The 4,521-nt window shown below is 70.4% G+C and carries 4 protein-coding genes, 1 pseudogene and 1 riboswitch; of the genes and pseudogenes, 1 reads left to right on the forward strand and 4 read right to left on the reverse strand.

The window, feature by feature from the left end:
- The 4 genes and pseudogenes from AC1DUQ_RS18115 to AC1DUQ_RS18130 form a co-directional block, all read right to left on the reverse strand.
- Nucleotides 1–414, reverse strand: a pseudogene (locus tag AC1DUQ_RS18115) (hypothetical protein); the annotation flags it as partial.
- Nucleotides 411–1,016, reverse strand: coding sequence for a nicotinate-nucleotide adenylyltransferase (gene nadD / locus AC1DUQ_RS18120; RefSeq protein WP_477062985.1), 606 nt, complete (start codon nucleotides 1,014–1,016; stop codon nucleotides 411–413). The gene nadD and the pseudogene AC1DUQ_RS18115, both read right to left, overlap by 4 nt.
- A 26-nt stretch (nucleotides 1,017–1,042) precedes the next feature.
- Nucleotides 1,043–1,195 carry a hypothetical protein gene (locus AC1DUQ_RS18125; RefSeq protein ID WP_186814759.1) on the reverse strand — a complete coding sequence of 51 codons (153 nt, stop codon included), beginning with the start codon at nucleotides 1,193–1,195 and terminating at the stop codon, nucleotides 1,043–1,045.
- Between the two features lie 55 nt (nucleotides 1,196–1,250).
- Nucleotides 1,251–2,561 (reverse strand): glutamate-5-semialdehyde dehydrogenase, encoded by a 1,311-nt coding sequence (locus tag AC1DUQ_RS18130; protein WP_477074279.1) that lies wholly within the window; start codon nucleotides 2,559–2,561, stop codon nucleotides 1,251–1,253.
- A 273-nt stretch (nucleotides 2,562–2,834) separates the two neighbouring features.
- Nucleotides 2,835–2,942, reverse strand: a riboswitch (SAM riboswitch).
- Between the two features lie 457 nt (nucleotides 2,943–3,399).
- Between AC1DUQ_RS18130 and AC1DUQ_RS18135 the strand changes: the two genes are divergently transcribed.
- The coding region (locus AC1DUQ_RS18135; RefSeq protein WP_477074280.1) for an MFS transporter at nucleotides 3,400–4,521 on the forward strand (1,122 nt) is incomplete at its 3' end.

Below are 4,521 nucleotides of genomic sequence, written 5' to 3' on the forward strand. Positions count from 1 at the left end.
GCGCTGAGCGGCGGCGGGCCGTGCGGGGGCGCCGGCCGGCGGAGACTGCCGCGGCGGTGCTGCGGCCGGTGCGGCAGGGCGGCTGGGTGCCGGGTTCGGTGCGGCCGCCGACCATGCTGGGGTTCCGGTGCCTGCCGTGCCCGGCCGGGCGCTCGTGGGGTCGAGCGCGGTGTCGCGGATGGAGCGGCGGGAGCGGCTGGCGTCGGTCGTCGGTGCGGGCGCGGTCCCGCGGGGAGGCGTGTCGTCGCCGCCCTGACCACGCATCGCGCGGCGGGAGACCTGACCGGCGCTCGCACCACCCGGGGACGCCGGACCGGCCGCGGACCCGGCGTCGGGTGCGGCACCCGCGACGTCGCCCGTCTCGGGGTTGCGATGGAGCTCGCGGCGGCGCCGCCGCTCTCCCGGTTCACTCATGACTGACCTCGATACAACCTGTGCTTGGCGATGTACTGGACGACCCCGTCAGGGACGAGGTACCAGACCGGCTGCCCGGCGCGCTCACGTGCGCGGACGTCGGTCGAGGAGATCGCCAGGGCGGGGACCTCCAAGACGTGGACTCGATCGGCGGGAAGCCCGTCGACCGACAACGCGTGCCCGGGACGGGTGACCGCCACGAACTGCGCCATCGAGAAGAGCTCCTCGGCATCCTTCCACGTCACGATCTGCGCGATGGCGTCCGCACCTGTGATGAAGAAGAGTTCGGCGTCCGGGCGTGCCGTCTTGAGGTCGCGCAGCGTATCCACGGTGTACGTCACACCTGACCTGTCCACATCGACCCGGCTCACGGTGAATCTCGGGTTCGACGCCGTCGCGATCACGGTCATGAGGTACCGGTGCTCGGGCACGGTGACGTCCTGGTGGAGCTTGAACGTCGGCCGCCCCGTCGGGACGAAGACGACCTCGTCGAGATCGAACCGTGCGGCCACCTCGCTCGCGGCCACCAGGTGACCGTGATGGATGGGGTCGAACGTGCCGCCCATCACGCCCAGGCGTGTCCTGTGCGGCGGCTCCGTCATCGGTCCGGTCCCTCTCGGTACGTCGGTCAGTGGCGCGTCCCGACGCTGCGGAAGGCGAACGTGATGAGCAGCATGGCGACGAGACCGACGAACGCTCCGATACCGAACACCACGGGCGGGAACGGCAGCTCGTTGGTGTGCTCGGCGGCCTCAGCCGCGGCGATCAGGGCAGCATGCACGACATTCCTCCAGGGGTGGGCGGGAGCGAACAGTGTCGCACGCGGGACTGTGGCATCAGGGTCGGACGTGCCCGTCGCCGTGCACGATCCACTTGGTCGTCGTGAGCTCGCCGAGGCCCATCGGCCCGCGGGCGTGGAGCTTCTGGGTGGAGATGCCGATCTCCGCGCCGAGGCCCAGCTGGCCGCCGTCGGTGAACCGCGTGGAGGCGTTCACCATGACCGCCGCGGAGTCCACCTCGGCCACGAACCGCTCCGAGGACGCCAGGTCCTGCGTGATGATCGCCTCGGTGTGGCCCGAGCTCCACTCGCGGATGTGCTCGAGGGCCTCGTCGAGCGAGTCGACCACCCGGACGGCGAGGTCGAGCGACAGGTACTCGGTGGCCCAGTCCTCGTCCGTGGCCGGCACGCAGTCGGCCTCGTCGGGGGCGAGCGCGAGGGTGGTCTCGTCGCCGTGGATGGTGACGCCCGCGTCGGCCAGCATGGCGATGGCGACCGGGAGGAACTCGTCGGCGACGGCCTGGTGCACCAGCAGCGTCTCGGCGGCGTTGCAGACGCCGACGCGCTGGGTCTTGGAGTTGAGCAGGATCGGGATGGCGACAGCGAGGTCCGCGGTCTCGTCGACGTAGACGTGCACGTTGCCCACGCCGGTCTCGACGACGGGCACGGTGGACTCGCGCACGACGGTCTGGATCAGGTCCGCTCCCCCGCGGGGCACCAGCAGGTCGACCAGCCCGCGGGCGTGCATGAGGGCGACCGCGCCCTCGCGACCCCAGGCGTCGATCGACTGCACGAGCGCACCGGGGAGCCGCTGTGCGACGAGCGCCCTCGACAGCACCTCGACGATGACCTCGTTGCTCGCGGCCGCGGCCGAGCCGCCCCGCAGGATGACGGCGTTGCCGCTCTTGAGCGCCAGCCCCGCGGCGTCGACGGTCACGTTCGGACGCGCCTCGTAGATCATGCCGACCACGCCCATCGGGACGCGCACCTGCCTCATGCGCAGGCCGTTGGGCAACGTGGAGCCGCGGACCACCTCACCCACCGGGTCGGGCAGGGCGGCGAGCTCACGCAGGGCGTCGGCGATGCCCACGATGCGCTCCGGTGTCAGCGCGAGGCGGTCCAGCAGGCCCGCGGAGGTGCCGTTGCTCCGGCCGCGCTCGAGGTCGACCGCGTTGGCCGCGACGATCTCGGGGGTGGCCGCCACGAGGGCGTCCGCCATGCCGCGCAGGGCCGCGTCCTTGGTGGCCCGGGTAGCCGTGGCGAGCGCGCGGGACGCGACCTTGGCCCGTTCCGCGACCGCCCGAACCTGTGCGACGACGTCGGGCGTCTCGACGGCGTCGTGCACGGGCTGCTCGAGCGAGGTGGTCATCTGGTCAGGGTAGTCCCGCCGCCGACGCCGACGAGAGACGCGTCCGCCGCCGCGAGCCCGCGTGCGCGCCCGGGGTCGTCGGGGCCCCACAGCGTGGTCGACACCTCGGCACGGACCAGCGGCACGACCTCCCCGGCGAACCGGCGCAGGACGTCCTGCTGCTGCTCGTACGGCAGGACGGGGCCGAGGTGGCGACGTCGGTGGGCGCCGCGCCGCCGTACCTCGCGGAGACGGTGGACGGGAGGAGATCGACGGACATGGCTGATCCCTGGGGGTCGACGTTCGCCCGCCGTCCAGGCTGGCCGGGTCTTGCTCGGGAGCACCCCACACGTCGGAGGGTTGCTGCTCCGCCTGCCGAGCCAGACGGCGGAGCTCCTGACCCGCGCAGGAGGGTCGGCTCCGAGCGCGACGATGTCAACGATCGGGACGGCTTCTCACATCGCGGGATGTGCGGGGTGGCCGTCGGAGTGGTCGGTCAATGGCGAACCGATGCGACCCACCTCCGGGATCAGCAGGGTCGGCGCTGGACCGGATCGGATCGGACGAACAGGACCTTCGACCCCTGGTTCCGTGGAAAGCCCGCTCTACGTTGTTCCACGTACCGGAACTGAGTTCCATACAGACCAGCACTCCGGAATCGCGCAGCACCAGTGCCCCGAGCCTCCATCGAGGATCCCCCCGGGAACGCGCTCACGTCGTGAGCCGAACAAGGAGTGCCAGCTAGACGCGAGACAAGGCTGTCTCGATCTGCGCGACCGCGGGCACCTTGCTCGCGCCCCGAGTCTCCAGCCCGGCCGATGACGGCAGGGCGTGCGAGCTCCCATGAGACAGGTGTCCTGTGACCGGAAACATCGTCCTGCCACCGCCCGCGACCGCGGACGGCGTCCTTCCCCCCGTCGATCAGAAGAACCTGCGCCGAGCAGCCTGGGCCGGTGGCATCGGGACCGCGCTCGAGAACTTCGACTTCACGATCTTCGGCACCGCGTCGGCGATCATCTTCAGCAAGATCTTCTTCTCCGACATGGACCCGATCTCCGGGATGCWCGCGTCGTTCGGCGTGCTGTTCGTCGGCTTCGGCGCACGCCCGCTCGGTGGACTGTTCTTCTCCAAGTACGGCGACCGCCTCGGCCGCAAGTTCGTCATGGTCGCCACGCTGTTCCTCATGGGCACCGCGACGTTCGCGATCGGCCTGCTGCCCACCTACGCGGTCGTGGGGATCTGGTCCCCGATCCTGCTGCTCATGGCCCGGTTCCTGCAGGGCTTCGGCGCGGGCGCCGAACAGGCGAGCGGCATCGTGCTGCTGACGGAGACCGCCCCCAAGGGCAAGCGCGGCCGGTTCTCGTCGCTGGTGTTCGTGGGCGCGGCCGCCGGTGCGGCCATGGGCGCCGTCGTGTGGATCCTCGTGCAGATGATGCCGGAGGAGGCCCTGCTGTCCTACGGCTGGCGTCTCGTCTTCTTCAGCTCGATCTTCGTGACGATCGCCGCCTACGTGATCCGTCGCAAGGTCAAGGAGTCCCCGGTCTTCGAGGAGCTCAAGGCCGAGGGCGCGATCGAGGCCGCCAAGAAGGACTCGCCCGTCGTCGACGTGTGGAAGCACGGCAAGAAGCACCTCGCCCGCGTGTTCTTCATGAACATCGGCGCGAACTCGCACTCGTACGTCTTCCAGGTCTTCATCGGCGCCTACCTGATCAACTACCTCGACGTCGACTCCAAGCTCATCCCGAAGTTCCTGCTCCTCGGTGCCCTGTGCGCCTGCGTCTCCGCCGTCGTGTTCGGCATCCTGTCCGACCGGTTCGGGCGCAAGCGGATGTACCTGATCGTCACCGGGTTCCTCATGCTCTTCGCGGTCCCGGCGTTCCTCATCCTCAACACCGGCAACCTCGTCCTGATCTGCCTGGTCATCGTCGTCGGCTTCATGATCGCCTCGCAGGCCACCGTCGGCGTCCAGGCCGCGTACTTC

Source organism: Cellulomonas sp. P4_B5_2 (assembly GCF_056402235.1).